The 25,220-nt window shown below is 36.1% G+C and carries 20 protein-coding genes and 2 pseudogenes; 14 read left to right on the top strand and 8 right to left on the bottom strand.

Annotation, left to right across the window (positions count from 1 at the left end; all coding sequences use genetic code 11):
• Nucleotides 1–19: 19 nt before the first annotated feature.
• Nucleotides 20–1,291 (top strand): anaerobic glycerol-3-phosphate dehydrogenase subunit GlpB, encoded by a 1,272-nt coding sequence (glpB, locus tag F606_RS0114760; RefSeq protein WP_019554659.1) that lies wholly within the window; start codon nucleotides 20–22, stop codon nucleotides 1,289–1,291.
• Nucleotide 1,292: 1 nt separating this feature from the next.
• The gene (locus F606_RS0114755; RefSeq protein ID WP_019554658.1) at nucleotides 1,293–2,510 is read left to right on the top strand and encodes an anaerobic glycerol-3-phosphate dehydrogenase subunit C; all 1,218 of its coding nucleotides are present in this window, start codon (nucleotides 1,293–1,295) and stop codon (nucleotides 2,508–2,510) included.
• A gap of 169 nt (nucleotides 2,511–2,679) precedes the next feature.
• On the opposite strand, the gene F606_RS0114750 is transcribed toward F606_RS0114755, so the two are convergent.
• From F606_RS0114750 to F606_RS0114725, 6 genes are all read right to left on the bottom strand, one after another.
• Entirely contained in the window at nucleotides 2,680–3,708 is a 1,029-nt protein-coding gene (locus F606_RS0114750) for a zinc-binding dehydrogenase (RefSeq protein ID WP_033368441.1), read from the bottom strand.
• Nucleotides 3,709–3,711: 3 nt separating this feature from the next.
• On the bottom strand, nucleotides 3,712–4,359 hold the full coding sequence (locus tag F606_RS0114745; protein ID WP_019554656.1) for an L-fuculose-phosphate aldolase: 648 nt from the start codon (nucleotides 4,357–4,359) through the stop codon (nucleotides 3,712–3,714).
• A 196-nt stretch (nucleotides 4,360–4,555) separates the two neighbouring features.
• Nucleotides 4,556–4,753, bottom strand: coding sequence for a hypothetical protein (locus F606_RS0114740; protein ID WP_245542126.1), 198 nt, complete (start codon nucleotides 4,751–4,753; stop codon nucleotides 4,556–4,558).
• Between the two features lie 101 nt (nucleotides 4,754–4,854).
• The gene (locus F606_RS0114735; RefSeq protein ID WP_019554654.1) at nucleotides 4,855–6,105 is read right to left on the bottom strand and encodes a PTS galactitol transporter subunit IIC; all 1,251 of its coding nucleotides are present in this window, start codon (nucleotides 6,103–6,105) and stop codon (nucleotides 4,855–4,857) included.
• A 54-nt stretch (nucleotides 6,106–6,159) separates the two neighbouring features.
• Nucleotides 6,160–6,462: a PTS sugar transporter subunit IIB gene (locus tag F606_RS0114730; RefSeq protein ID WP_019554653.1), complete on the bottom strand. Its 303-nt coding sequence runs from the start codon at nucleotides 6,460–6,462 to the stop codon at nucleotides 6,160–6,162.
• A 30-nt stretch (nucleotides 6,463–6,492) separates the two neighbouring features.
• A complete protein-coding gene (locus F606_RS0114725) occupies nucleotides 6,493–6,960 on the bottom strand; it encodes a PTS sugar transporter subunit IIA (protein WP_019554652.1) in 468 nt (155 codons plus the stop codon).
• Nucleotides 6,961–7,744: 784 nt separating this feature from the next.
• Here F606_RS0114725 and F606_RS0114720 point away from each other — a divergent pair.
• The 3 genes from F606_RS0114720 to F606_RS0114710 all read left to right on the top strand — a co-directional run bounded on the left by F606_RS0114720 (nucleotide 7,745) and on the right by F606_RS0114710 (nucleotide 13,073).
• Nucleotides 7,745–8,809 (top strand): NAD(P)H-dependent glycerol-3-phosphate dehydrogenase, encoded by a 1,065-nt coding sequence (locus F606_RS0114720; RefSeq protein ID WP_019554651.1) that lies wholly within the window; start codon nucleotides 7,745–7,747, stop codon nucleotides 8,807–8,809.
• A 235-nt stretch (nucleotides 8,810–9,044) separates the two neighbouring features.
• On the top strand, nucleotides 9,045–11,981 hold the full coding sequence (locus tag F606_RS0114715) for a sigma 54-interacting transcriptional regulator (protein ID WP_019554650.1): 2,937 nt from the start codon (nucleotides 9,045–9,047) through the stop codon (nucleotides 11,979–11,981).
• 174 nt (nucleotides 11,982–12,155) lie between these two features.
• A complete protein-coding gene (locus F606_RS0114710; protein WP_019554649.1) occupies nucleotides 12,156–13,073 on the top strand; it encodes a hypothetical protein in 918 nt (305 codons plus the stop codon).
• A 459-nt stretch (nucleotides 13,074–13,532) separates the two neighbouring features.
• On the opposite strand, the gene F606_RS0114705 is transcribed toward F606_RS0114710, so the two are convergent.
• A complete protein-coding gene (locus F606_RS0114705) occupies nucleotides 13,533–14,126 on the bottom strand; it encodes a sugar O-acetyltransferase (RefSeq protein WP_019554648.1) in 594 nt (197 codons plus the stop codon).
• Between the two features lie 114 nt (nucleotides 14,127–14,240).
• Here F606_RS0114705 and F606_RS0114700 point away from each other — a divergent pair, with 114 nt between their 5' ends.
• Nucleotides 14,241–15,167, top strand: a complete 927-nt coding sequence (locus F606_RS0114700; protein ID WP_019554647.1) for an AraC family transcriptional regulator — start codon at nucleotides 14,241–14,243, stop codon at nucleotides 15,165–15,167.
• Between the two features lie 410 nt (nucleotides 15,168–15,577).
• The gene (locus F606_RS0114695; RefSeq protein ID WP_019554646.1) at nucleotides 15,578–16,378 is read left to right on the top strand and encodes a Cof-type HAD-IIB family hydrolase; all 801 of its coding nucleotides are present in this window, start codon (nucleotides 15,578–15,580) and stop codon (nucleotides 16,376–16,378) included.
• A gap of 450 nt (nucleotides 16,379–16,828) precedes the next feature.
• Here F606_RS0114695 and F606_RS0114685 read toward each other — a convergent pair whose 3' ends face one another.
• Entirely contained in the window at nucleotides 16,829–17,710 is an 882-nt protein-coding gene (locus F606_RS0114685; RefSeq protein ID WP_019554644.1) for a LysR family transcriptional regulator, read from the bottom strand.
• 182 nt (nucleotides 17,711–17,892) lie between these two features.
• Between F606_RS0114685 and F606_RS23515 the strand changes: the two are divergent.
• The 7 genes and pseudogenes from F606_RS23515 to F606_RS23975 form a co-directional block, all read left to right on the top strand.
• A pseudogene (locus tag F606_RS23515) lies at nucleotides 17,893–18,909 on the top strand (NADH:flavin oxidoreductase); the annotation flags it as partial.
• Nucleotides 18,910–19,062: 153 nt separating this feature from the next.
• Nucleotides 19,063–19,878 carry an FAD-dependent oxidoreductase gene (locus tag F606_RS23510; protein WP_281166775.1) on the top strand — a complete coding sequence of 272 codons (816 nt, stop codon included), beginning with the start codon at nucleotides 19,063–19,065 and terminating at the stop codon, nucleotides 19,876–19,878.
• Between the two features lie 26 nt (nucleotides 19,879–19,904).
• The gene (locus tag F606_RS0114675) at nucleotides 19,905–20,690 is read left to right on the top strand and encodes a DAPG hydrolase family protein (RefSeq protein WP_019554641.1); all 786 of its coding nucleotides are present in this window, start codon (nucleotides 19,905–19,907) and stop codon (nucleotides 20,688–20,690) included.
• A 50-nt stretch (nucleotides 20,691–20,740) separates the two neighbouring features.
• Nucleotides 20,741–21,679 (top strand): flavodoxin family protein, encoded by a 939-nt coding sequence (locus F606_RS0114670; RefSeq protein WP_019554640.1) that lies wholly within the window; start codon nucleotides 20,741–20,743, stop codon nucleotides 21,677–21,679.
• Nucleotides 21,680–22,038: 359 nt separating this feature from the next.
• Nucleotides 22,039–23,556 carry an efflux transporter outer membrane subunit gene (locus F606_RS0114665; protein ID WP_019554639.1) on the top strand — a complete coding sequence of 506 codons (1,518 nt, stop codon included), beginning with the start codon at nucleotides 22,039–22,041 and terminating at the stop codon, nucleotides 23,554–23,556.
• Between the two features lies 1 nt (nucleotide 23,557).
• Nucleotides 23,558–24,595, top strand: a complete 1,038-nt coding sequence (locus F606_RS0114660) for an HlyD family secretion protein (RefSeq protein WP_019554638.1) — start codon at nucleotides 23,558–23,560, stop codon at nucleotides 24,593–24,595.
• A gap of 131 nt (nucleotides 24,596–24,726) precedes the next feature.
• Nucleotides 24,727–25,206 (top strand): annotated as a pseudogene (locus F606_RS23975) (ABC transporter ATP-binding protein); the annotation flags it as partial.
• Between the last annotated feature and the right edge of the window lie 14 nt (nucleotides 25,207–25,220).

Below are 25,220 nucleotides of genomic sequence, written 5' to 3'. Positions count from 1 at the left end.
CTAAATGGAGCGATGTCTGATGAAAAAAAATGATGTACTTGTAATTGGCGGGGGATTCTCCGGACTGTTAGCGGCAATCGCCGTTGCAAAAAAAGGCAAAGCCGTAACGCTGCTCAGATTTGGACTCGGTACGTTTGAAATTGGTGGTGGTCTGGTAGATCTTATGGCATATCCGAACGATAACAGACCTTGCCGGACTCCGGCAGAAGGAATCCAGCAGCTTTCGCCGACTCATCCATACAGTAAACTGGGGCTGCCACTTATTGAAGAAGCAGTCGAGTTCTTTTTAAATCTCACCCAAGAAGCAGGCTATGAATACAAAGGCAGCACTACCCAAGCTTTACATTGGGTGCCTACCGCCGTCGGAACCATGAAACCAACCGGACTCTATTCAAAAACGTTTGATGGTGAGCTGTTAAAAGATGCCAAAACCGTTTATGTGGTAGACTTTAAAGGGCTCAAAGATTACTATGCAAAAATGACAGAACAAAATCTCAAAAAACATTGGGGTGAAGACAAAGACTATAAAATTGTTACCGTTGATCCGCATATGGAAGAAGCGATTGGCGGTCGAGATATTATGACAATGGATATCGCTCGCTGGATCGATACCAAAGAAGGTTTAGAAGAATGCACAAAGCAGCTAAAAGCTGTTATAAAACCAGGAGCAGCCATTGTACTGCCACAAGTACTAGGAACAAGACCCGATTATACCCCCTATACATTCTTAAAAACAGAACTACAGTGTGACATTACCGAAACGCTATGCATTCCGCCATCCATGTCCGGAATGCGTTTATCCAAAATGCTTCATGACTGTGCCAGAAAATATGGAGTCAAAATTATCGAACAGGCGAAAGCAACCGGATCGGTTATTCGTGATGGTCTCTGTGAAGCCGTTCTTGTGAATGGTGTTGGTAAAGAACATACCTATTATGCGGACCATTTTATTCTTGCCACGGGTGGCTTTTATGGTTCCGGTCTTTATGCACCCAGTGCAAAAAAAGTTACCGAACCCGTATTTAATCTACCCGTGAATCTTTCAGCCGGTGAAGAAACCTGGGCTAACTTGGACTTGTTTTCAGATAAAAAACAACCATTTGCCCAAGTTGGCATTGCTGTAGATCCTGAAATGCGTCCTATTGATAAAAAAGGACAGTGCATTTTGAAAAATGTTTTTGTCACAGGTCGTAATCTTAGTGGATATGATTTTAGTTTTGAAAAATCCGGTAATGGTGTAGCACTTGTCTCTGCCTATCAGGCAGCTGTATCGGTGCTAGAGGTGAAATAATATGGACGATAAAAAAATAAACTTACCTGATTGCTGTGTTGCTTGTACTGCCTGTATAACAGCATGCCCTGTAACCGCGGCAACACATAAATTTCGTGGACCAAAAATGGTGGGACCCGCACAGTCTCGACTGAATTTTGCCGAAACTGATTCCGAAGCATCCCTTGAATACTGCTCAAACTGCAAGAACTGTGATATTGCCTGTCCGTCCAGTGTGCCAATTTCAACCTTGAATATGTTAGCTCGGGCAAAATATTATGAAACACACCCGCATTCACAGCGTGATGAAATGATGGGGCATCCTGAAAAAATGTCTAAACTCGTGGCAAAAATACCATTTGGTGCATTTTTTGCCAATACTGGTATGTCCGTTGGTCGTTCTTTAGGCATTATTAAGGTCATGGGGTTAGCCGATCAAAGACCGCTGCCAGCCTATTCCGACCAAACCTTTGCTTCCCTGTTTAAAAGCAAACAACAACCAGAACTAGAGAAAAAAATTGTATTTTTCCCAGGCTGTATTATTAATTATAACGAACCGCAGATTGGCTTGGACTTCATCGACGTTATGAACAAAAATGGCTATCAGGTCATATTTGACGAAAACTTTGTTTGTTGTGGCTCACCACTCGTTACAACCGGATTTTTGAATGAAGCCAAAAAAAATGCCAAAACAAATACAAACCTTATCAAACAATGGGTCGATAAAGGCTATCCAATTCTTACGCTTTGTACAAGTTGCAGCTTGATGATCAAAGATGAATACCAAGAACTTTTTGAAGGTGAAATTCCGGACATGGAAGAAAATGCAAAACATATTTTTGATGCCTGTGAATTTTTAGAAGCACTCTACCAAAATGATCAATTAAATGAAGAATTTGGTGAAGTGAGCCATGAATTTATGTATCATGCACCGTGTCATTTGCGTGTACAGGGAATTGGACTTCCGGCCATGGAACTACTAAAACTCGTACCGGGTGTTAAAGTAACCGACGCCGATGCTGGCTGCTGTGGAATTTCAGGCAACTATGGTTATAAAGCGGAAAACTATGATCTTTCCATGAAAATAGGAAATACTCTCTTTGATACAGTGAAAGCAAGTGGTGTTGATACGGTTCTTACAGATTGTGGTACATGCCGCGCACAGATTGAGCATGGGGCAGAGGTTAAGACGATGCATCCGATCAGTATATTGGCAAAAGCTTACCATAATGCAGATTGAAGTGAATAAGAGCTAGATCCAAACTATACTATATTTATAGTTATTAAGAAAAATTTTACAATTAAGTAGTTTCATTTAAATAATATAAAAATAGCAGGTGCTTCAGAAAGTATACCTGCTATTTTTATATTATTTATTAAAAGTAGGAATCGTAGATGTTGATTTTTTATCAATCAAAAACAATACAGTTTTTAATAACGTTGCCGCTTTTATGTGACAATAAGGCATCTACAATTTTATCCAAGGGATATTCATTGCCAATAAATACATCAGCACTTATTACGCCATTTTTAATCAGATCAAAAGCTTTGGCAACATATTTAGGCGTAGTGTGAAATACACCTTTTATTGTAATTTGTGAATAATGGAGCATCGTTGCATCTAACTGGATGGTGCTGCCACCCTTCGTTCCGCCAAAAAGCAAAACTCGACCACCTTTTCTTGACATTGAGATGGTTGTTTCCCATGTTGCAGGCATGCCGACAGCTTCAATGGCTACATCTGCCCCGCGTCCGTCATCTGTGTATTCTTTAACGGTTTGTACAATATCCTCACATTTACTAACATTAATTGTAATAGCCGCACCTAATTGTTTAGCTGTTTTTAAGCGATTATCAGAAAGATCTGTTGCAATGACTTTAGCACCTTTAAAGTAAGCAAGTCTAGTAAACATAAGACCGATTGGTCCGGCACCATTCACAACAACAGTATCTCCAGGTTCTATACCAATTTCGGCTATACCATATACTGCGCAAGCAAAAGGTTCAGTTAATGCTGCATCACATAAGTTCATATGGGGAGGGATATGAAAAACATTTTGAGCAACTAAAGGTGCCGGTATTTTTTGATATTGAGAAAAGGCTCCAAAATTTAAAATGAGATTTTCACACATGGAGTGCTGACCTTGTTTGCAGTAATAACAAGTGCCACACGGTGCTGAATCATGTGCCACAACACGATCGCCCACTTTGAATTTTGTTATGCCTGCACCGATAGCCGATACAATTCCGGCAGCTTCATGTCCAAAACCATGTGGTGGCGTCAGCAAAGGATATCCTCGCATATACATTTTTACATCGGTACCACAAGTCAAAGCTACCTTATTTTGAATAATAATTTCCCCAGCGTTGGGAGTGGGGATAGGAGCTTCTTCAATACGGACGTCTTTCGGTCCATAAAAATTAGCAATTTTCATCATAAATCAACCTTTCTTTTGTCCATAAGTTTGGAATTTATCTAATACAATATCCATTTCTTTTTTTGATAAAATAATGGGGTTGCCAGCAATTTTTGTTTTATAATAAATTTCGGCACAAAATTCTATTTCTTCAAGTGTATCAAAGGCTTTAGCAATATCTGCACCAACTGCTAAGAGACCATGGTTTCCTAAAATGACAGCATTACGATCTTTCATACCTTCGTAGGCACTTTTTGCCAGTTCCCATGTACCAAAAGTACAATACGGTGTACATCGGACATTTTCTCCTGCATAGCCAATCAGATAATGTACCGGTTCAAGATTCCAATTCAAACAAGCTAAAATAGCACCATATAAGGAATGGGCATGAACCACGGCATTTACGGTGGGACGATTTATGAAAAAAATTCTGTGCATATCTACTTCGCTGGAAGGTTTACGATCCCCATCTACTACATTTCCATCAAAATCTATAACAACTACATCTTCTGGTTTTGTTTTAAAATAATCTAAACCACTAGGACTAATTGCTATTAACTTTTTTTCCCGATTTACAATACTAATGTTTCCGCCTGTTCCTCTGGTTAAGCCATTTGTTACTAATTTTTGACAATATACTACAACGGATTCTCTTTCTTTTTGTAACAGCATATTTTACACCTCATTTTGGTAATATTATGAATTTTCCTGTCATCAATTAAAAAGGAGCTATCGCATTAGACATTCTTCGCAAATAAATATGCAAAACCATTCTCTAAAGCGCAAGCTTTTGCACGTCAAAAAGATAGGATTTGTATATTTATTAGGATTATGCGTTTAGTGCAACAGCCCCTTTTAGTTTATTCTATTAAGAATCTTTTATTTCATAAATCGTCATGCCCATTATTTTTACTGCTTTTATTGGTTTGTTATTTTTATGATATTTGTTGCGATATATCAGCCATACAAGAGCACCACAGACTATAAGCGTGTTAAGAAGGTCTTGATGTTCAATATAAAGATCTGTGATACTGCATAAATAGGTACCTGCCATTGCACGCATCATTTCATAAATCATTTTTCCCTCACTTGCTTGTCTTTTTGATGATAATCATCAGAAAAGACAGAAAAATTTATTAATTTAGCACTGTTGAAAAATTATGATTCTTAATAGAAAAGTTCAACAATCTTGTAGATAATATAAGGAACGATGTGAGAACCACCATCAAGTGATGAGATGGATAGTGTTCCTTCAGGGAAAGGAAAGTGGACTGCTTTTGCCATAGTGGTACTTACATTCGCAATATCTGTTGCGATATATAAGATACCTACCATTAAGATGCAACTGATAATTAACCCTCTAAACACATTCCCTTTACTAGCACCAACTGCCCAGAGTAGGCAAAAAGGAAGCCCTGCTAAATCGGTAAATGGAAGAACTCTGTTTCCAGGCAATACTGCCGCAAGGAATAGGGTAATCGGAATCATAAGCAGGCAAACGGCCAAAACGGACGGATGACCAATTACGACAGCGGCATCCAAACCAATATATACTTCTTTACCAGGAAATTTTTTATTTAAAAAATCACGACCACTTTCGGAAAGGGGCATTAATCCTTCCATTAAAATACGAGACATTCTTGGCATTAAGAACATAACCGCTCCCATATTTACACCCAATTGAATAATGGCATTGAGCTTATAGCCGGCAAGTGCGCCGATGGCAGCCCCCAATACAACACCGATAAACATTGGTTCACCAATTACGCCAAATCTTTTTTGAATTTTTTCAGGATTGATATCAATTTTATTAATTATAGGAATATTATCAAGAATTTTATTTAAGAAGATACAAAGCGGTGCCCAGCCTACGGTTTCTGTATGTGGAAGTGAGATACCGGGCATTCCAAAAACTTTTTCCACATAGGGTTGCGTCCAGTCAGCTAGTTTAAGAACACAAACAATGGTAATACCAGAAGCAATAATTCCAAGCACTGCGCTTTGCGTCAAATACATAACAAGTGCACCGCCAAAAATGAAATGCCAATAGTTCCATAAATCTATATCCATTGTTTTTGTTAAATTAGTGGACAGCATGATAATGTTAATTACCAATCCTAAAAGGAATACTGCAGGGACGATCGGTGTACCGAAGCTGATTGCTGCATGGATTGGCCAGCCAACGTCCATTACATCCAAATGCAGTCCGAAGTTTGTAACCATTGCTTTTGCAGCTGGTGAAAGATTTGTTGTTAACAAGCCAATAACAAGAAATATACCAGCAAAACCCATGCCGACAGTCAAACCGGAACGTAAAGCTTTTGGAAAACCTTGTCCTAATATAACTCCCAAAATCAAAATAATAATTGGCATCATTACGGTGGGACCTAAATCTAATATAAATTGTATAATTTCCATAAATTTAAACCTCGCTTTTTTATTTTGTTATATTCAGTACTTAAGTGTATATATTTATTCTTTAATAGATTTTAAATATTCAGCTATTTCATCAGCGGCTTTATCCATGCCAATGCCTGTTATGAAAGGAAGACCAGGAAATTTTTTTATTCCACAGAGTTTATTATCAGAGACTATTGTTGTAGGAACTATAACATGAGGCTGAAAAACCGAAATTTTCCCTTCGATTTCGGACACTTTACACTCTATAGCATTTATAGATAGACCTCTTTCTAATAATAACTGTTTACACTTTTCAGCGGCTACGGTTGATGTTGCAATTCCGGTTCCGCACACTGTTAATACTTTATATACCATAATTTTACATCCTTTCAATTGTGTTACATATTAAAATTTAATTTTACCATCGATTAGTTTTATAACGGAATGAACATTTTTGGCTTCAGCTAAATTTTTGAGTAATTCTTGATCTTGTAAATTACCCATAAATGCAGATAAGAGCTTTACTTGATTTTCACTGTTATTCATTGCTAACATAAAAATAATTTTTGTAGATACGGTATCTTCAATATCTCCCATGTTTTTAAACTCTACAGGGTCTTTTAGAATGCCAACTGCAATCATTGAAGAGTTTACGTGACATATATCGGCATGGGGAATTGCTACACCATATTTACCAGTGGGAAGACCTGTTGGAAAAATTTTTTCTCTGGTGATAATTGCGTCTACATAACTTTTTTTTACATATCCTGCATTACAAAGCGTGTTGGCCAATTGATCTAAGGCATCATAACAATCAACTGCTTCAATTCCTACGCGTATGACGGTTTCGTCAAATTTAAAAATTTTTTCCATTACTTTATCACCTACATATTTAAAATTGATAAGATTATATTTTTCTTATGGTTTGCTTTCGATTATTACCTTCCTTAGATCGCATCGTGGTTATCGTTTACATTAGACTATGCCCTCCTTTTTATTCTGAAATAATTTTTGAAAGTTGTTAATTGAATTCAAAACAGTATAATTTCTATCTCGCTCAATTATATATATGCAACTTACATGCCAAATGATGGGATGATTTGTTTTTATAAGGACTGAAATCAAGAAATTCAACTGTTTTGAAATAAAAAATAATTTCAGATATAGAGATGACAGACAAAGTTAGCCATAAAAAAATAAAAAAAGCAACAAAAAAACAACCTTTTATTTACTTTTTTGATTGTTTTGTATTTTTTTATACTGTAGCAATTTATTAATTTGTTTGAAAATTAAATTTTTCATAAAGTGTATCTGTAAAATAATCGCTGATGTATGCGAGGTCATATAATTAGAAATCAATTATTATGAATCTAATTAGTAAGAGAGTTATGAAAACGAATAAATCGGTCAAGAAGGGGATGTATAAAGTAGAATTGTTTCGGTTCAGGGAAGAAGATTGGAATGGAATTTTCACTACTTACTCGATCAAAAGGAAAGATATTTTTAATTATCTTTTATTGCTTATTTTTACTCTTTGTTATCTTTTTATATTGAATTCATTTTTATTTATGGTATAATGAAAATGAATTCAATATAACAGTATCGTTTTTATTTCGCTGTAAATATCCATAAATAAAACTTAAGGAGTGTATATATTATGGCAAAAGTCACTATTATTGGTGCAGGTGCAATGGGCAGTGCATTAGTTATGCCACTAACAAGAAATGATAATGAAGTTAGATTATGGGGTTCTCCTTTGGATGATGAAATTATTGATGCTTTACAAGCAGGAAAAAATCACCCTAAACATAAATTTCCTTTACCGAAAGAGGTTAAGACTTTTTATAGTACTCAAATGAAAGAGGCTATTGATGGTGCTGATATTGTAATTATGGCGATCACGTCCGATGCGCTAGGTGATGTTTTTGAACAGGTTGTTTTATATCTGCAGCCAGGTATGATTATCGGTAGTGTAACAAAAGGTTTTAATTCTGATCATAATGGCAATATTGTACTTTTACCGGAAATTTTAAAGGAACGTGTACCCGAGGTTCTTAAGGATAAAATTTCTTTTGTATTTGTTGCAGGTCCGTGCAAAGCAATTGAAATATTATGGGAAGTACCAACATCTGTAACGTATGCAAGTACCAATATTGAAGCTGCAAAAAGTATGCAAAAAGCAGCGATGACGAATGTATATAGAGTTAATGTGACAACTGATGTGATTAGTACAGAACTTTGTGCGGCCATGAAGAATGCTTATTGTGTTGGGTTAGGAATGGCAGAAGGCTTTTTTAAGAGAGAAAAAGGATATCTTCACAAAAATACAAAGGGTGCACTTTTCACTTTTGCATTATCTGAAATGGCAATATTGGCGACAGCATTAGGTGGGACGCTGGCTCCTGTCTATGGTCTGCCGGGCGCTGGAGATTTAGAGTTGACTGGTGAAGCTGGACGGAATCGTATGCTGGGTGAAGCAATTGGCAGCGGGTTGAGCGCTAGTCAGGCAATTACAAAAATGAAAGATGAAGGTATCACAGTTGAAGGTTATCCAGCAATCAACTTTGGGTATTTAGTTGCAAAGGAATTAGCGAAGCACGGTAAATTAGAAATAGAACGCCTACCTTTATTGAAAGGATTATATGAAATTCTTTATGAAGATGCGCCAGCGTATGAAAGTGTTGAGCATCTTCTGCAAAAATGTACGGGTGCATATAGTTAAGAATATAAAATTTATGAGCTTTTCCAATTTAGGATAGCCTTTTTGGTGATGTTTCCATCATTTTAGATTTATAAAAGTAAGAAATCTGCATAGTTTTAATATAACATAGCCGCCTGTTTTTACAGGCGGTATTGGTTTATTTTATGAGAAGATAGACTATACATATTAAATTGAAAATGTTATATTACAGCTGTTATGTTTTGGCTATATTAAGATTCATTGGATGGTGAAATTAATGGAAAAGTTAATAAAAATAATTGTAAATGAAGATAAAAAAAATCCTTTTACGGATGAAGCACTTGCAACCATTTTACATGTTACACGTATAGATGTTATAAAAATTCGCAATTCGCTTGGCATTGAAAATTCTCGTAAAAGAATGCGCGATGTATTATTCGTGACAATAGAAAAAATTTTACAAGAGACCCCCGATTTATCAGAAAGAGCATTGACAAAAAAAATAAATGACGAAGGATATAATATTTCTCGGCACGCAGTGGGCGAAATATTTAAGCAATTTAAAAATAAAATTACCAAAAAACATAGTGAAGAGACAGTTGTTTTAGAACAGGAAGTTATTCCTAAACAAAATGCATTTGAAGCTATTATTGGTAGTGATGGAAGTTTAAGGTCTCAGGTGGAATTGGCTAAGGCTTCCATTTTGTATCCTCCTAAAGGCTTGCATACATTAATTGTTGGAGCTACTGGTGTAGGAAAAAGCGAATTAGCACATTGTATGTATAAATTTGCGCTTGAAGCTGGACACGATGAAAAAAACTTTCCATTTGTTGTATTTAATTGTGCTGATTATGCTGAAACACCACAACTTTTAATGTCGCAGCTGTTTGGCTATGTAAAAGGGGCATTTACTGGTGCGGATAGCGATCGGGCTGGCCTAGTTGAAAAAGCGAATAATGGAATATTATTTTTGGATGAAATTCATCGCTTATCACCAGAGGGACAGGAAATGCTGTATTATTTAATTGATAAAGGAAAATTCAGAAGATTAGGTGAAAATGATAATTTTAAAAATATCTCGTTAATGTTAATTGCCGCAACGACAGAAAATGTAGAATCTTTTTTACTCTTACAGTTTCGACGTCGAATTCCTATGCTCATTGAGCTGCCATCTTTAGAACAGCGTCCAATGGAAGAACGTTTGCAAATCATCGTTGCATTTATGCGAGAAGAGGCTAATCGACTGCATTTAAAAGTGCAAGTGTCTTATAATGTTGTTGTTGCTCTGTTAATATATACTTGTCCGGGAAATATTGGTCAACTGTATTCTGATATTCAAGTCGCCTGTGCACGATCCTTCTTGCGGCATATGACAAAAAAAGAACCTGCTTTAAAAATAGAAATCAGTGATTTACGTCAGCAGGTTGTTCGTGGGTTACTTAGTCTTGGCGAAAAAAGAACTTCAATAGAAAAAATTTTAACGTTGCAAGGAGATTTGGAATTTGCTCCAAATGATCAATCTAAATTAGATTTAATTCAGACTACCTATTTATATCCAACTGACATTTATCAAGAAATTGAAAATAGTTATATTAACATGGAAAATCAGGGCATTGAAAATGCGGTTATTAACCGTATTATAAGTGAAGAGTTAGAAGTGAAAATGCGGCAATTTATCAAACAAACACAACAACGAAAAAACAATTTAGCACGGCAAGATTTAGAAAAAATTGTATCAGTAGAAATTATTTGTGTAGTTGAAAAAATGATTAATTTTGCAAAACGTAAAATGCCAGATATCGATGATAGTCTTTTATATTGTTTGGCAACGCATTTAGGTACGTTTTTTGAACGTCAAAGAATGCCAGCTTCTAACATTGTAAATTATCAACTAACGACATTATGTGCTGAAAACCCTATGGAATATGCACTTGCACAAGAAATGGTGAAAATAGCAAATTATAATTTGAAGATTTCTTTACCTGAGGATGAAACAATATTTATTGCAATGTATTTAAAAGCATATTCTAAAAAAGATTCGTTTGCCGAAGCTCATGTGGGTGTGCTTGTGTTGTCGCACGGACATGTTGCAGAGGGAATGGCTCAGGTTGCCAATCGGTTATTAAATGTAGAATACGCACGAGCACTGGAGATGCCTTTGGAAGAAAGTTGTGAAATGGCTTTACAACGTACGATTGAAATAGTAAAACAAATTGATCGAGGCAAAGGTGTGTTATTGCTTGCCGATATGGGATCTTTGGTTGGATTTGGCAAATTAATTACCGATCAAACTGGAATTTTGGTACGTACAGTAATAAAAGTACATACGCCAATGGTGATGGAAGCTATTCGTAAAGCACTTCTTCCTAATATGGATATTGACGAAATTGTAAGTTCATTGAAATATGACTTTTCTAAAGTTGATGAGGAATTTTGTGGTATTGATAGGAAAACAGATGCTCCTTCTGTAATTGTAACAATGTGCCTCACTGGAATTGGAACTGCAAAATGGATTGAGGATAATATTCGCAAAACAATACCAGAAAAGTTGGAGGGTATAGATATTATTGCATTGGGAGTATTAGTCGAAGAAGATATTCAAGTTCGTTTGAGAAAACTACAAGAGATTTATCGGATTATTGCTATTGTTGGAACAATGGGACCGGTTATTTCAGGAATTCCGTTTATATCTTCTACGGAAATGATACGCCATGATGGTATAGAGAAATTGAAAAAATTGATTGATTTTTCTTTGGTTTATAATAAACAAAATAAAATACAACAAATGACATTAGTGCGGCTTTTTTCATCTGATTTAATTTTTCTGCAGCAGGAGTTTAATAATAAGAAAGATGTTTTAAATTTTTTAGGACAAGCCTTGGCCGCAAAAGGATATATCCGTGAACAATATATTTTATCAATTTATGAAAGAGAAAAACTAGCACAAAGTGTTTTTCAAAATGTTGGAATACCGCATGGAAACCCTGAATTTATAATTAAACCTGTTATTGCAGTGATGACCTTAAAAGACTCCATTGAATGGAACCCGGGATATAAGATAGATAGTGTTTTTATGCTTGCATTAAATCAATACCAAAAAGAAGAATTTAAAACATTATATTTCTTGCTTAATAATGTGAATGTATTAAATGATATTAATAATGCAAGAACTGTGGAGGACTTTATGGCTAGTATTAAAAATAATTTAATTTGACGATTATATAATAAGCAAACACAAAGTTTAGTGTAAGGAATGAATCAGATTTTGGCAGAGATATATTTTAGGATGGTAACCGTCCGAATGTTATACAATATAAGATAAATTGTTTTGAGAGAGAATGGTAATGTAAAAAAATGAATTTATGCTATCAATATGGAGGGATTTCAATTGAATCATAGATTTTTAAACTCAAGTGTGCTGTTTATTTGTCTACTTTTTTTGTTGCAAAGTGCTGACTGCGGTGCCATTGGTTTTGAAAAAGTTGAAACAATAAACGTTGGGTCAGGATCATTTTTAATGCCGGAACCTACAGGTGCAACGAATGCTGATCTGAAAGCTTTTTATTATCGCCCAGCCAATTGGACAGCAGATCGACCGATTGTTGTTGTGATGCATGGGTTTAAGCGTAATGCACAAGATTATTGTGATGATTGGATTCAGTATGCTGACCAATATAATCTATTGGTAGTATGCCCGGAGTTCTCTGAATCTAAGTATCCGGGTGTGCGTTACTATAATACAGGAAATGTTTCAGATACGGATGATGAAACAGGCAATTTACAGCCGAAAGAAAATTGGGTTTTTCCAGTGATTGACCGAATTTTTGACCAGGCAAAGATAAGGTCAGGAGCTACTGGTGAAAATTTTGTACTATATTCACATTCGGCTGGATCGCAAATGGTTCATAGGTATGTGCTTCTTAATAAAGAAACAAAAGCAAAAAAAATCATCGCTGCTAATTCTGGCTGGTATACAATGCCAGATTCCCAGGTCGCGTTCCCTTATGGAATTAAAGGGCTGCCACTGAATGCAGCTGATTTGAAGGCAGCTTTTGCTAAACCCGTTACAATTTTATTAGGTGAGGCTGATACGAAATCAAATGCTGATCTTCGGCATACTCCGCTGGCAGATGCACAAGGGGAAAATCGCTTTGAACGTGGGCAGGAATTTTTTGCTATTGCACAGAAAAAAGCAGCACAAATGGGTGTGCCATTTAATTGGCAGCTAATTACGGTGCCTGGTGTTGGACACAATGAGGCTGAAATGGGTGAGGTAGCAGCAAAACTGATTGCTGAAGACCAATAATTAAAATACCTGTTTTTAACTCTACTTAAAAGCTTCATGAGCTGATCTGGCATGTTTGATATAGGAAAACTGTAAACGTCAAAAATGCCGTTACCAACTGACTGGTTGTCAAGGTAACGGCATTTTTGACGTTTACTGTCAGCACACCACTTTTTAATGGTTTTACCACTACTGCGGCAAGTTTTTACAAGATCAATCCATTTTTGCAACCGAACTTCATGTGTTACGATTTGTACATCCATAATTAGACTCCCTTCGAGTTTTTTAGCCTCTCAAAGAATCTAAAAAGCTTTAATTTAGATATCCTGAATGTATTTTCTCATGATGTGATTGTACAAGTGATGGTTTAGTTGACGCTTACATTTATCACGAATATAAAAATAGCTTATGCGGAAAAGAAGAATTGTTATGCAAAAAAAATACAGCATTATGCAAGACCTGGATCATTTTATTTATCAGCTATTCCCTATTCTCATTAAGTTTTCTAATTACTCTGCAAGGATTTCCTACCGCAACGCAATTAGTAGGTATATTCTTCGTCACTATACTTCCGGCTCCAATTACACTATTTTTCCCAATAGTAACGCCAGGCAGAATAATAGCGCCGCCGCCGATCCAGACATTATCTTCAATCTTAACCGGTAACGCATAAGTTCTAAAAAAGGCTTGACCCGAGTTTTCTTTCCATTCGTCCACTAAACGTTCTTTTGCATTTACTGGATGTGTTGCTGTATATATTTGTACGTTAGAGGCAATTAAAACATTGTTTCCAATTTCTATTTTATTGCAATCTACAAATGTACAATTCATGTTAATAATGCCATTATTCCCAATAAATATATTTTTACCATAATCACAGTAAAATGGAATATCTATCTTTACATTAGAACCAATTTCACCAAATAACTCACGCAGAATGCTCTTTTTTTCTTTTATGCTACTGCTTGAATTATATTGATAGGTCATTATTCTGGACTTACTTATCATATCCGTAAGTTCTTCGTCAATACAATTAAACGTATTGCCTATCATACATTTTTCTAACTCACTCATAAGTTTTCTCCTTACTATTTTCAATTATTATAATTTCAATTATAATGTTATATATAATTGAAATCTACGATAATATCGTTACATTTTATAACAATATTATCATTTGGAGGATTTATGCAACGTAAAGTACTAAATATCGGAGAAAATCAATTGGAAAATAGAGATTATGCTAGAAATGATAGTTTTCCTTTTCGAATCGGCTATGAAGAAATTACAAATTATAGGGGTTCTACTTTTGGGTGCCACTGGCATCCAGAAATTGAATTTACTTATATTCTTAGCGGTTCTATGATATATCAAGTAAATAATAGTCAATATCTGCTCAAAGAGGGTGATGCTATATGTGCAAATCAAAACTGTCTTCATTCAGGAACAGCATCTTCTGGTTTAAATTGCCAATATTTTGCAATTACTTTTCATCCAACTTTAATTTCAGGACATAGAAATAGTATTTTCGAAAACAAATATCTATTCGAAATAGTTACAAATGAACAACTCGCGTTTGCATATTTTAATTCGAGTAACGATGATAGTAATAATATTATTTCAGTATTATTGGAACTAGAAAAAATTTATAAAGAAAAAACTATTGGCTATGAATTGCTAATCGTGAGTAAATTGTTTGAATTATGCTTCTATTTATACCAAGATGTTTATCGCAAACTTCCAAATGAACCTAAAAATCCGCACAAAAACATTATGCAAATAAAATCAGCACTGAATTATATTCATGCCCACTACAAAGAAACCATAAGGTTAAACGACATCTCCACCTCTTGCCATCTCAGTAATAGTTCTTGTTGCCGTTTATTTAAAAAAATTGTACATCATACACCTTTTGATTATCTTCTAAGTTATCGCATTCAAAAGAGTATTCCTTATTTATTAAACGAAGGATTAAACATTACAGAAGTGGCTATTTCAGCTGGCTTTTCTAGTAGTAGTTATTATTCCGAAATATTTAAAAAATACATGAATTGTTCTCCTACTATATATAAACATAAGATAAAAAACAGATCTGTTGTGCAAAATGTTTTATAATTGATAAAACTTGCATCTATAATTTATTGAAAAATTCATCTGAATTTAACCTGAATTGACAGAATCTAGCATTCATCTGTGAAAATCTAGTCGCTGGGAAAACACTTTCGCCTGGGGATGAAACATCTGTGTAAGCGGCATTTGAGGAATAAGGCAGGCGTCAAGCTTTTTAAGCAGTCACCATAAGGTGCTGTAGGAGATGAAAAATACAGACCACTAAAATCTATTGTAGATGATCCAGCTCGTTAATTCGTATCAGGTAAGAAAACAAAAGGAAATGACGAGAACAGCCAGATAAAAACGATCATAAATATTTAAAGAATATTTATGAAATTTTCTTGGCATGGGAATGTTCCCATAACTTAAGATGATGTTATCTTAAAAATATAAATAGGGAGGAAGGTAATCTTATGAAAAAGAAAATAGTGTTTTTTGATATTGATGGAACCATGATAGATATTCCTGCGGGAATGCTTGAACCATTACCAAGTACGATTAAAGCAATAGAACAGCTAAGATTGAAGGGTCATTATTCAGTCGTTGCAACAGCTAGGGCTAGTATGCCAGAAGCTTTTTCAAACCTAAACTTTGATGGCTTTATTTTTTGTAATGGAAACTATATAGAGTTCCAAAACAATCTTATTTATGATAACTTTTTTTCGGAAAAGCACATCAAGTTTCTAGTAGATTTATTTAAACAAAAGGAAGGGCAATACATTTTTAACGGACATTTTGGTAAATGGACAAGCCTTTTAACGCATCCACTAATACTTCGCCAGGTAGAACTTTTTGGAGGATCTGTTTCCAGTGGAACTAGTGAGCAAGCTAATTGGAAGATGGAAGATGTTCATGCAAACATGGTTACGGCTTTGTTTGAAACAGAAAAACAATTGTTTGATTGCAAAGCTAATATTCCCAGTGGTTGGGTTGTAGATGCTTATACCACCGGCAATATACGAATGGACATTCATTTACCAGGGTATACAAAAGGAACTGCAGTGGGGTATTTATATGAAAAGCTAGGTGTGTCTTTTTATGATACTTTTGCTTTTGGGGATGCTTGTAATGATATTGAAATGCTAAAAACTGTAAAACATGGAATTGCCATGGGTAATGCTACTGATGAAATTAAAACAATTGCCTTTGATATTACTGATGATGTTAGAAATGATGGCATTTATAATGCATTGAAGAAATATAATGTAATTTGAGCTAAGAGCTTCGTTTGATCCAAAAAACTTTTTTTATTACATCTGCGGCACTGTGAAAAATGATATTTTGGTCACTGATAACATTCCACTACTATTTATTCCGGAGGTTTTAGAACAGAATAATGTTCAAATTATAACTGCGAAGGAAGGCAATAATAGTGACAATTGATGTTGGTTTTGACCGAATGATATCAGTTTTTTATGAAGAAAAAGGGCACACTGAAAAAAGGCCAGTAAAGACCTGGAAAATCAAACTATAGTGTAGACTACATAAATATCAACGAGTTTTATAAATCTTTTTACATACCTTAATCTTTATTTTAAGACATTTAAGTATACTATAGATTACCTCCGGCGGCAATTGGTCAATGTCTTTCATTGTACTGCTTCTCAATATTTAACCTTAACAGAGAATATTGCTGGAAAATAAAAAAAGTGTATTTTTAGATTTTATAAGTTTGCTAGAAATTTAGTGAGTGAGGGATTGTTGTTGCTTTTGTCCCAAGCAGAAATAATTTCCACTCTTTCTTCATCTCCCAATATAGGAACCGAGATAATTCTTCCCGCAAAGTTCTGCAAGGGAAGGGCATATGAAGGTACTAAGGCAATTCCCATATTAGATGCTACCATAATTAAAATAGTTTCAACATCTTCTACATACTGTCTGTTGTTGGGGAGATAACCAGATTCAAGGAATCCCTTTAAGATACTATCTTTTTCTCCAAAATTGTTTTCTTCCGTACCTATCAATATAAATGCTTCTTCTTTTAAGTCACTTCTGGTGAGACTGATTTTATGTGCAAGAGGATGTGACGGTGGTAGAATCGCAAGTAAAGGAGCTTTTTTAAATGTTCTGTATTGAATTTGTGAATATTTCTCTAAATTAAATTTAACATTGAATACAATATCCAAGTTGCCGTTTAAAAGACTATCATATAAATAGCCAACATTGTTTCGAACAAATGTAAATGAGATGTTAGGATATTCTTTGTAAAATAGTTTTATATAGTCAACAAGATCTACATCCATATAATCTTTGACAATTCCAATTTTAAGTGTACCAATGAATCCAGTAGAAACGGAGGTGGATTTTGCTATGGCAATAGTAAGGTGCCTCACGACTTCCTTGGCATCCGTTAAAAATGCTTTCCCGGCGGGAGTTAATTCCACATGTCTTTTATTTCTAAGAAAAAGCATCACATTCATTTCTTTTTCCAATGCTTTAATTTGTTGCGTTACGGCTGTTTGTGAAATGAAAAAACGTTGTGATGCTTTTGTGAAATTAAGTGTTTCTGCTACTGCAATAAAATATTCTAACTGTCTAATATGCATGTTGTATGTATCCTCCCTCGCATTTATATTTTTAATTTATTATATAGAATTTGAGTTTGACATTCAAGACTAATAAATAAGAAATAGTTATTACTGAGGCTTAATTTAATATTAGACGTATAAAAAATACAGAAATATAATAAGTATAATCAATAATAACAAATAAAAGGAGTGTAAGTAATATGTCGAGCAGTAAATTTCAAAAGTTATTTAAACCATTTCAGGTAAATAAAGTGACTTATAAAAATCGTATTGTTAGTGCACCAATGACATTTAGTTTATCTGCACTTGATCCGCAAGTAGCTGAAAAATCTTACAGAAAAGTTGAGTCGCGTGCAAAGGGCGGGGTAGCAGCTGTTATCGTTGGTGAGACAGATATTAATTTTACAGATGCGGACAGACTTCCATTTCCAAATGTTGATTTTACCGTTTGTGAAGGAAAAAGCTTTGACGCTTTTTCAGAATATTCTAATCGTATTCATAAATATGGTGCTGTAGCAATCTGTGAATTATCTCATGCAGGATCTGAAAAAATTCCATTTAAAGGTCAAAAAAATCCTATTGGTCCAGTTGCGTTTACCACTAGCAAAGGAATTAGAGTTGAAGCAATGACACAAGACGATATGGATAGAGTAGCCAATGAATTTGCTATAGCCGCCAAATTTATGCAAAAAGCAGGATTTGATGGAATTTTGATTCATGGCGGGCATGGATTTCTGTTTACACAATTTTTATCACCAAGATTAAACACTAGAACAGATATGTATGGTGGTACCTTAGCGAATAGAGCGAAATTTCCGCTCGCAATCTTGAAAAGAATACGAGAAATAACAGGAAAAGGTTTTATTATTGATGTCAGACTAAGTGCAACAGAAGGTGTTCCTGGAGGAGTTACGGTAGAAGAAACAGGGGGATTTTGTAAGATGATGGAAGGCATTGCTGACTCCGTACACATTTCAACGGGATTGTATACGGATCCAATTGTAACCCACCAATTTAGTTCTATGTTTGTTTAACACGGCTGTAATGCAGCTGATTCGGCAATTATTAAGCAATATACAAGCCTGCCAGTGGGGGTGGTTGGCGGAATTAATTCACCGGAAATGGCAGAAAAAATCATCGCTGAAGGGAAGGCAGATTATGTGATTTTAGGGCGTCAGATGATTGCAGATCCTGAATTTGTTAATAAAGCAGCATCGGGTAGAGAAAGTGAAATCAGACGCTGTGTTCGCTGTTTCAACTGTTTTCCCGGTTCACCAGAAGAAGGCTATACTGATATTCCTTATGACGGAGTAACGCTGTCTAAGAAAGTAGGAGTTTGTGCAATTAATCCTGAAACGGATACTGAGGTCATGTTTAGTGAATTTGGTAAGCCGGAAAAAAGTCGAAAGGTTCTGATTATTGGGGGTGGTCCTGCTGGAATGCAGGCCGCAATCACTGCTTGTAACCGCGGGCATAAAGTAACATTAGTAGACGAACATACTGCGTTAGGTGGTGTATTGAATTTTACAGATATTGATGTGGATAAAGATGATTTAAGAGCATTTAAAAACCTTTTGGCAGCAGAAGTACAAAAAAGAAACATTGAAGTAATTTATGGAAAAAAGGCCAATGGAGATTTGATTAAGCAACAGCGTCCAGAGGCATTGATTTTAGCCATTGGAGCCACACCATCAATGCCACCAATAAAGGGATTGAATACAGCGGCACAGGCACTGGAGATATTTAATCAAAAAGAAATAAAAGAGAAACGAATTATTATGATTGGAGGTGGACTTGTTGGCTGTGAAGCTGGACTTCATTTAGCGAAAAGCGGGCATAAAGTAACTATAATTGAAATGTTAGAAAAAGTTGCAAAAGACTCTTTTGGAATGTATCGTGAAGCGTTAGTGCAGGAAATGGAGAAATACGAAATTTCAACCTTAACTGGCCATCATTGTATGGAAATTACATCAAATAGCGTACGGTGTGCAGATGAATTGGGAAATGAGAAGACATTAGCGGCGGATCGTATATTCTATGCATTGGGTATGAAATCAAATAAAACAGATGAATTAAAGTCTGCTGCGGGTAACATTCCAGTATTCGAAATTGGTGATTGTATTCATCCGGGTAAAGTAGATGCTGCATTAAAAACAGCTTATCTTGCAGCAATGAATATTATTTAGGGGTAGAAACAAAATGGAGGGACAAAATGGTTGAATTAACGGATATAGAAAAGAAGCTTCCTTATGTTAAATACTATTATCAGGAATTAGCCCAAATTCCAGTTGAAAAACAGAAAATAGCTATAGGGAAAGTAGCGGATAGTGAGAAAGCTCTTTCCATTGAAGAGAAAAATAAATTTTTGGTGGGACAGGCTACAGAATTAGAAATTGGATTCTGCGTTACAACACTTGGAACGGGATTTGTAGCTAATAAGACATTTATGAAAAATGTAACAGTAGAAATGCTTGACTGGTGGTTTGGATGGCATAGTGTGTCCAGTGATTTAAGGTATAAAATATGGGATCCTGAGGATCATTATTATGCTCGGGCAGATAAGCCAGAGTATGTGTTAGATCCTAGAGTACCGAATCATCAAAAAACATGGGGAGTTAACCATGAAATACTAGAAGATATTGGAATGGGACCGGATAAGTTGACATTGTGTTTTAAAAATCCAAAAGACTTTGGTTATGATATAAGTTTAATTAGAACGAAATACTGTAATTCGCTGGTATGTGCAATAGGTGTGGGTGCATGTCCCGCATTTATGACACATAAGTTTTATGCAGTAGACGGGGGGACAATGTTTGAATCAAGATTTTGGATTGGATATGCTTTTAATAATGGAGAAATCATAAAGGTAGTACCTGAGAGAAAATCTGTGCCAGAAGAAGTAGTACGTGCATTGTTTAGTCATAATATTAAAGAATTTAGTAATTTGGCTAAAATTTTACCACAAGTATATGCGGAAGAAAAAAATAATTGGGGATAACTCCCTTGATACAGCAGTAGAACTTTAATATGGAATTTATGGAGGCAAAAATGAAAATATTGGCAGTTATTGCAGGTAGAAAAAATGGTAATGGTGAAATTTTAACAAAAGCCGCGCTGATGAGAGCTGAGGAACTTGGTGCAGAGATAAAAATGATTAATCTGCATGATTACACGATAAAACCTTGCTCAGGTTGTGAATCTTGCACCATAAAGTTTACGCAAAAGGGCGAAGCGCCGGAATGTGTGTATAAAAATAAAGATGATATGGACTTGATTATGAAGGAGTGGTTGGCAGCGGACGGAATTCTGGTGACAGTTCCGGCATATTCTTTTATGCCGGCTGGGATTTATCGTGTCTTTACGGATCGCTTTTTGGCTTATGAACCAAACTTTCATAAGCAAGTAGGCAATCAGGCATTTTTCCGTCATCGTGTTGGTGCAATTATAGGCAATGGGGGGTCAACTCATAGCTGGATGTCGCTGACTTTAGAAAGTGTGAATATAACCTTACTATCACAAGATATTAAAGTAGTGGATCAAGTAATGGTAAACCGTGCGCCAAGACCGGGGCAGGTTTTGCTTGATGAGGGTCTACTCAATAGAGCTGCCCACGTGGGCGAGAACTTAGTAATAGGTATTAGAAATTATGAAAATGTGACTTTCCTTGGCGATGAAAAATTGGGCTGGTGTCCGAACTGTCATTCTAATGTTTTATCATTGGGGGAGCCGCTTTGGAATGAAGCAGGGTTTACCATTGAGTGTCCTATCTGTCATTGTGGCGGCGATTTAGAAAAAGATGAGAACGGAAAATGGAAATTTGTTATTGAACAGAACGGGCATAGAAAATCCATGTTAAATGGCAATGGCGCCAAGGATCATTTTTTTGAAATTCAAGATACTATGAAAAAATATTTTGACAATATTGGTATTATAGAAAAGAAATGCAAAAAGTATACGGACTATAAACCAGCGACTATAAAGAAATAATAAAGTATAAATAATTTAATTAGCGGCTATAATTATTTATGAGTTAAGTTTTGCAGGTTGAGTCTATAGGTCGACACAAAAAATCTCATTTAACATGATATAATGTGGCCTGAATAATCACATTATATCGTGTCGAATGAGATTTTAAACATTAACTTGAAATTAAAATTTGAATTTGATATAATGCAAGAGAGAAATATACTTTACAGAAGGTGAAGGTTGAAAATAATATTTAACGCCTTAAACAAGGAAGCAGGCAAAGCAAATAAGTCATTATATTATAAAAAAACAATGCGTTTAGGCACAAGTTTTTCATTACGTTTTGTGCCTTGAACGAAGAGAAAGGTGTGAATATAAAGATGAGAAAACTACCTGAACAATTGGTTGGAGCTGCTTTGATAATATTGGTTTCTGTACTTTTTAATAGTATAGGCTATGCCGCAGAAAGTAGTGCTGACGCAAAATATGAAGGTTTGACCAAGGAATCTTGGACAGATTTAGCGTTGGAATATCCAGAACCTTATTTTGAGCAAAATGAAAAAGCTGCTTTGTCACCAGACATTTTGGCGAATTGGTGGAGTGTCATGCAGGATGACACATTAACGTGGTTGATTACTTTGTCTTTGCAACAAAACAAAGATCTGCTATCGGCCCGCGCACGTGTCAATGAGGCCCGAGCTGCTTTGGGAATCAGTAAAGCGACTCTGTTGCCCTGGTTGGATGCGAATGGAAGCTGGACGAGAACAGATACTTCAGAAAATTCACCATATACAGGGTTGCGAGGGTTTCACACAGATTATAAGCTAGGAATGGATGCCTCCTGGGAAATTGATGTTTTTGGCCGGCAAAAAGAGAATGTCCGTGCTGCATCAGCAAGCTTGCAGGCAGAACATGCATCGCTTTATGCCAATTGGGTCACGCTTTCTTCTGAGGTTGCTATGAATTATATTTCGCTTAGAGCGCTGCAGGAACGATTGGACATTGTAAAAGAACAGGTTAAATCTCAAGAAAAATCCATAGAATTGCTGCAAACAAAACGCGATGCAGGTTTGATAAGTGACTTGCCATTGACACAGTCAAGCTATACCTTACAGCAGATGCAGGCAGAAATTCCCGAGTTGAAAACGAGTATTTCGGAAACGATGAACCGATTAGCTATTTTAACTGGTTCGCTGCCAGGAAGCTTGCAGGCAACGTTGCAGAAAAATTCAGGACTACCAGATATCAACCCGCAGCTTTATGCGGCTATACCCGCCGATTCGCTTAGGCAAAGGCCTGATATACATGCTGCGGAAAGAAAACTAGCAGCGCAGCTTGCTAAAACAAAAGCGGCAAAGGGAGATTTAAAACCGAAATTTTCATTGTTTGGTTCATTGGGCTGGGAGTCGGAAAATAGCGGATCTTTGATTTCTATAGGAAGTAAAGGCTTTAGTATTGGCCCGCAAATTAGTTTGCCAATATTTCATGCGGGTGCTATTCATAGAAATATTGATGTACAGACAGAGAAGGAAAAAGAGTATTTTGCAGATTATGAAAATACAGTGTTACAAGCTGTTGCGGAAGTGCGAAATTCATTGACTGGGCTTTCACAGGAAAGAGAAAGAAAAGAGGCGTTGCAAAAAGGCACAAAATCTGCCCAAGATGCATTGGAACTTGCGCAAAACAGCTACGAAAATGGTTTAACTGATTACCATGATGTTTTAGATGCACAGCGTAATTTACTTAAACTGCAGAATGATTATGTAGTGAGTAAAGGGCAGGAACTCACGGATCTGGTGCAGCTTTTTAAAGCTATGGGAGGCGGCTGGTCGCCTTTGGAAAACGATGAGATTAACAATAGTAATATTAAAAATGCAGAAAAAGTGAGGAAACAGTAAAATGAAAGAAAATATAAATTTTATTAATTTGGTTCAAAGAAAAAAGAAAGCTGTTTTTATCGTTTTTCTTGTTTTGCTTGTAAGTATAGGCACATTTTTTTATTATCAAAAGGAAAAAAACCAAGCAGCAAAAGCGGCCAGTGAATTATGCTTATCTGGAAATGTAGATGTTCGTGAAGTGGCGCTTGCCTTCAGGGGAAGTGATCGGATTACCGATATTTTTGTCGAAGAGGGGGATTCCGTAAAAAAAGGCCAGCTATTAGCAAAGCTTGACCCAGAGGAAGTATCATTAAAAATACAGCAGGTGACTTCACAGATTGAAGCCCAGGAAAATGTTGTATTACGTTTGAAAAATGGAACACGACCGGAAGAAATTGCCCAATATGCGGCGAAATTAGAGGCGGCAAAGGCGGATCAGACGTATGCTGCACAAGAGCTTTCGCGCAAGCAAAATGCATTTGAAAGTTCATCTGGACGTTCGGTGAGCCAGCAGGACCTGGAAGATGTACAAGCCAAGGCAAATGTAGCAACTGCTAAAAAAAAGGAAGCTGGTGAGGCATATAATCTTGCTTTGGCTGGTGCAAGAGATGAAGATATTGCAGAGGCAGAAGCACAATTAAAAGCGTTGAAAGATGAGCTTTCCCGTCAGTCCTATATCCTGGCGCAAACTGAATTGCAGGCTCCATCGGATGGCGTGGTGCGTTCGCGTCTTTTAGAAGTTGGTGATATGGGTTCACCACAACAACCTGTTTTTAAATTAGTGCTAAATAATAAAAAATGGGTTAGAGCATATATAAAAGAAACAGACTTGGGGAAAATATATGAAGGACAGAAAGCAGAAGTTTTTATCGATACATATCATGACAAAGCAATTGACGGACAAATAGGCTATATTTCATCAACAGCAGAATTTACGCCTAAAACAGTGCAAACCGATGAACTTAGAACATCTCTTTTGTATGAGATTCGGGTTTATGTGGAAGATACGGAAAATTTATTGCGCATGGGGATGCCTGCAACAGTAAAAGTAAAACTTTAAAAAAATAAGGATGGGGTTTTATGACGGATGCAAAGATTATACTTGCGGAGCACCTGACAAAAGAGTTTCCAATACATCGATCTACACGAAAAATAACAGCTTTACATGAGGTGGATTTTTCTGTCCTGAAGGGAACACTTACGGCTTTGATTGGGCCGGATGGTGCTGGCAAAACTACACTTATGCGATTGATTGCAGGGCTGATGGAACCATCGGCAGGACAGCTTTTGGTGCTTGGAATGAAAACACAAGGAAATGAGCAAAACATACAGAATCGTATCAGCTATATGCCGCAAAGATTTGGCCTTTATGAAGATTTGACTATCCAGGAAAATATGAACCTTTATGCAGACTTGCATGGTATTGACAAAAATGTACGAGAAGAGAGATTTTCACATCTTTTGGAAATGACAGGGTTAAAAAATTTTACGGAACGTCAGGCAGGAAAGCTGTCAGGTGGGATGAAGCAAAAACTAGGGCTGGCTTGCACACTAGTGCGATCACCGGAGCTTTTATTATTGGATGAACCAACCGTTGGTGTCGACCCTCTTTCGCGGCGAGAGCTTTGGGAAATTCTGCAGCAATTAGTAAAAGAAGAGGCATTGAGTGTTTTTGTTAGTACAGC

The organism is Propionispira raffinosivorans DSM 20765 (genome assembly GCF_000381065.1).
GTDB classification, from domain to species: domain Bacteria; phylum Bacillota; class Negativicutes; order Selenomonadales; family Selenomonadaceae; genus Propionispira; species Propionispira raffinosivorans.
Note: the sequence above shows the minus strand (reverse complement) of the source record. Positions and strands in the feature narration are given on the sequence as shown.

Coding starts and splice junctions, on each gene's coding strand:
- F606_RS23510 (WP_281166775.1), top strand. CDS start 19,063: ATGTTTAGTGAATTTGGTAAGCCGGAAAAAAGTCGAAAGGTTCTGATT.
- F606_RS0114700 (WP_019554647.1), top strand. CDS start 14,241: ATGCAACGTAAAGTACTAAATATCGGAGAAAATCAATTGGAAAATAGA.
- F606_RS0114675 (WP_019554641.1), top strand. CDS start 19,905: ATGGTTGAATTAACGGATATAGAAAAGAAGCTTCCTTATGTTAAATAC.
- F606_RS0114715 (WP_019554650.1), top strand. CDS start 9,045: ATGGAAAAGTTAATAAAAATAATTGTAAATGAAGATAAAAAAAATCCT.
- F606_RS0114665 (WP_019554639.1), top strand. CDS start 22,039: ATGAGAAAACTACCTGAACAATTGGTTGGAGCTGCTTTGATAATATTG.
- F606_RS0114755 (WP_019554658.1), top strand. CDS start 1,293: ATGGACGATAAAAAAATAAACTTACCTGATTGCTGTGTTGCTTGTACT.
- F606_RS0114745 (WP_019554656.1), bottom strand. CDS start 4,359: ATGCTGTTACAAAAAGAAAGAGAATCCGTTGTAGTATATTGTCAAAAA.
- F606_RS0114725 (WP_019554652.1), bottom strand. CDS start 6,960: ATGGAAAAAATTTTTAAATTTGACGAAACCGTCATACGCGTAGGAATT.
- glpB (WP_019554659.1), top strand. CDS start 20: ATGAAAAAAAATGATGTACTTGTAATTGGCGGGGGATTCTCCGGACTG.
- F606_RS0114695 (WP_019554646.1), top strand. CDS start 15,578: ATGAAAAAGAAAATAGTGTTTTTTGATATTGATGGAACCATGATAGAT.
- F606_RS0114730 (WP_019554653.1), bottom strand. CDS start 6,462: ATGGTATATAAAGTATTAACAGTGTGCGGAACCGGAATTGCAACATCA.
- F606_RS0114685 (WP_019554644.1), bottom strand. CDS start 17,710: ATGCATATTAGACAGTTAGAATATTTTATTGCAGTAGCAGAAACACTT.
- F606_RS0114705 (WP_019554648.1), bottom strand. CDS start 14,126: ATGAGTGAGTTAGAAAAATGTATGATAGGCAATACGTTTAATTGTATT.
- F606_RS0114735 (WP_019554654.1), bottom strand. CDS start 6,105: ATGGAAATTATACAATTTATATTAGATTTAGGTCCCACCGTAATGATG.
- F606_RS0114670 (WP_019554640.1), top strand. CDS start 20,741: ATGAAAATATTGGCAGTTATTGCAGGTAGAAAAAATGGTAATGGTGAA.
- F606_RS0114660 (WP_019554638.1), top strand. CDS start 23,558: ATGAAAGAAAATATAAATTTTATTAATTTGGTTCAAAGAAAAAAGAAA.
- F606_RS0114740 (WP_245542126.1), bottom strand. CDS start 4,753: ATGATGCGTGCAATGGCAGGTACCTATTTATGCAGTATCACAGATCTT.
- F606_RS0114750 (WP_033368441.1), bottom strand. CDS start 3,708: ATGATGAAAATTGCTAATTTTTATGGACCGAAAGACGTCCGTATTGAA.
- F606_RS0114720 (WP_019554651.1), top strand. CDS start 7,745: ATGGCAAAAGTCACTATTATTGGTGCAGGTGCAATGGGCAGTGCATTA.